Raw genomic sequence first — 2938 nt, forward strand, 5'->3', positions numbered from 1 at the left:
GAACATAACCGAGAATGGTTACCCTGGCCTCCCTTCCGGTGAGACGCTCCAGGTTGGCTGCCAGCTCTGGGGTACGGGTCTTGAGCATCGCCCCAACCTTCTCCTTGCCATCCTCCTCTTCAAGCACCTTTGCCATACTCTTGGACATGGCTCCCTCAGCAACCACCACAATACTGAACTTCTTCCCTTCCCTCGTTCGTCTAAGAATTGCATCAGCGACCACCTGTTCATCATAGGGAACCTCTGGAAGCAGAATCACATCAGCACCACCGGCAAGACCAGCTCCAAGTGCAAGCCAACCCACCTTGTGGCCCATGGTCTCCAGGATGATGATTCTATGATGGCTGCTCGCGGTACTATGCAGCCGGTCGACTGCCTCGGTTGCAATCATCATCGCTGTATCATAGCCGAAGGAAACATCCGTATGCATCACATCATTGTCGATGGTCTTGGGAAGCGTCAGGACATTCAAACCTGCGCTGGCCAATCGGTAGGAGTTTTTCTGGGTTCCCCCACCCCCAAGACACACAAGACCACTGAGGTGATTTGAGTGGTAGTTTTCTACAATGACATCGGTCATATCCATGATCTTCCCACCTACCGGCATCTTATGGGGTTTATCACGACTGGAGCCAAGAATGGTTCCACCCCGAGTGATGATACCCGAGAGGTATGCATCATTGAGCTCAACAAACCGATTCTCCATCAGTCCACGGTACCCATCAAGGTAACCGATCAAGGTATAACCACCCTCATGAAGCAATGTCTTGCCTACTGCGCGTATCGCCGAATTCAATCCAGGGGTATCTCCTCCAGAGGTCAGGATCCCAATCAATTTGCTCATCGATATTACTCCTTTTTCCCAGTACGCTCACTCGGTGAACGCTGTCGTAGATATGGTACCAACTCACCATACAGACCACGGAAAGCAGTTGCTCCTTTCCCCTTTGCATTGCTTGTCACTACCGGTTTCTGTATCTCACCCATCTTTTCTATCTCACTTGCGAAAGGAATCACCGTTTGCAGTGCCTCTTTTCTCTGCAACAACTCCCGGGTAGTCTCTACCTGCAGCTTCTTTCTTCTGTCAAGCATGGAAACAACCATATACACCCGTGTATCCTTCTGCTCCAAACGTTCCAACTCACCAAGCAATTGATCATAGGCAAGCACTGCAAAGGGAGTGGGAATGACCGGGACCAACAAGATATCCGAGGCATACAGGACATTTTCGCTGACCAAACTCATGGTCGGGGAGGCATCAATGATGATCAGGTCATAGGTTGTACTCAACTCTTCCAGTCGTTTTTCCAACCGGTGATGGGAGTGCTTCTTTGCATCAAAGAGAATGGAAAGATAGCGATAAGCCGTTGAGGATGGCAGTACATCAAGGGAAGAGAAACTGGTGGCCTGGATTTGCTTCGTCAATTGCTTGCCTCCCTTGACCAACGCAGTTGCATCATGGCTCTTCTTTGGCTTTACATCCAGCAAGTAGCTGCTTGAACCCAAGGGGTCAAGATCGAGCAACAATGTCCGCTGTCCAGCCATCGCAGGGAGCACGGTCAGATTCACACTGATGGTGCTCTTTCCTACTCCCCCCTTGATGCTGTACACGGCCAGTGTTGTCATGTCATCTCCTCCCAGTACTCACTACTCAAATGACGATACTCATCCACCAGGTGTTGCACTTCCTTCTCCAGGTCAACCAAGACCCGCAGCGTTTCAATGGGGGGTTTCTTCTGTTTTACCAGCAAGTCCTGCAAGAGTATCAGGTCATGCCACTTGCCAAGAATCTTCTCAAGCTCATACAGCCTCTTATCCTGCTTTACAGATGCCATCTCACTCACAGCAAGTAGAGAGCGCACCCGTCTACGGACCTTGTGCATCGCCTGTACATCCCTTGCTGAGTGCACCTTGTGTACAGCCTTCACCAATCGCCTATGGGCCTTCGCCACCATAACCTTCGGGTGATACCCCGAGAAGGCAAATCGGTTCTCCTCCAGTAGCTGGTGAATGTCAGAAGCAAAGGAAGACGGCAGCGCTTTCTTCAAAGCTGAAAGGTGTTTCTCCATCTTCAGGTTCTTCTTCTCATCCTCTAGTCCTTTTTCCTCCAACAGCTGGTTAAGAACATGGTCATCACGGACTTTCCCTGCATATTTGACCAGTCTCTTCAGTAATCGTTTTATCTCCTTCCTCTTCTCCTTGGAGAGTCCAGCACCAATAAGAGGGACCATCTGGCGGAGATTGCACATTGCTGTCCTGAATGCATGCAAGGATTTCATATCCTCCAGATTAGAAGCATGTTCAGAGAGAATGGATACCTGTTTCTCACACCAACCAATGATGGGACTGTTGCACATCTCCCTGAAGGCCGGTACTGCCAGCAAACCCTCCAGTTGCTCTTGTGTGCCAGGGAGAGGAAAGAGTTCAAGACGCAATTCCTCAGGGAAGTATCTCACCTCCCCTACATGCTGTTCATCAAGAAGCAGAGTACCCTCAAGCGGGATGGATGCCTCCTTCCAGAGAATTCGGTAGGGAGAAAATAGCTGCTGCCATGTCTCAGGGGCAGACTGGGTTTCAAATAACAGGTAGTACGGGCCGTTGTTGTTCATGGGTTTTCCTCCAACTGATGCTGATACCAGAGATACAGATCCCGTTGTGCTCGTTTCTCATTCGGTTCGCCTTTCTGGAGACGTTGATTGAAATTTTCTTCATGGAGGCTGAAGGAAGAGGCTGTATCATTCCAGTGCGCCTGCAGGAACAACTCCAGCTCCTCCTTGATCCTATCATCATAGACAGGAACCATGACCTCGATACGCGTATCGAGATTGCGTTCCATCCAATCGGCGGACCCAATGAAATAGAGTGGCTCTCCCTTGTTGTGGAACTTCACCACCCTGGTATGCTCAAGATAGCGGTCTATCAGGGCCTTCCCCCGCAC

Annotated in this window: 3 protein-coding genes and 1 pseudogene; all 4 read right to left on the bottom strand. The window is 50.3% G+C overall.

Annotation, left to right across the window (positions count from 1 at the left end):
* Positions 1-844, bottom strand: an 844-nt coding sequence (locus JF818_RS15035; protein WP_198892830.1) for a 6-phosphofructokinase, incomplete at its 3' end; no start/stop codon positions are given.
* A gap of 5 nt (positions 845-849) precedes the next feature.
* On the bottom strand, positions 850-1626 hold the full coding sequence (locus JF818_RS15040) for a ParA family protein (RefSeq protein ID WP_198892832.1): 777 nt from the start codon (positions 1624-1626) through the stop codon (positions 850-852).
* Positions 1623-2609 (bottom strand): CHAD domain-containing protein, encoded by a 987-nt coding sequence (locus JF818_RS15045; protein ID WP_198892834.1) that lies wholly within the window; start codon positions 2607-2609, stop codon positions 1623-1625. The genes JF818_RS15040 and JF818_RS15045 overlap by 4 nt, the downstream gene beginning before the upstream one ends.
* Positions 2606-2938: pseudogene (locus JF818_RS15050) on the bottom strand (polyphosphate kinase 1); the annotation flags it as partial. The pseudogene JF818_RS15050 and the gene JF818_RS15045, both read right to left, overlap by 4 nt.

The sequence above is a fragment of the Sphaerochaeta sp. S2 genome (assembly GCF_016406725.1).
GTDB lineage: Bacteria > Spirochaetota > Spirochaetia > Sphaerochaetales > Sphaerochaetaceae > Sphaerochaeta.

Coding starts and splice junctions, on each gene's coding strand:
- JF818_RS15040 (WP_198892832.1), bottom strand. CDS start 1,626: ATGACAACACTGGCCGTGTACAGCATCAAGGGGGGAGTAGGAAAGAGC.
- JF818_RS15045 (WP_198892834.1), bottom strand. CDS start 2,609: ATGAACAACAACGGCCCGTACTACCTGTTATTTGAAACCCAGTCTGCC.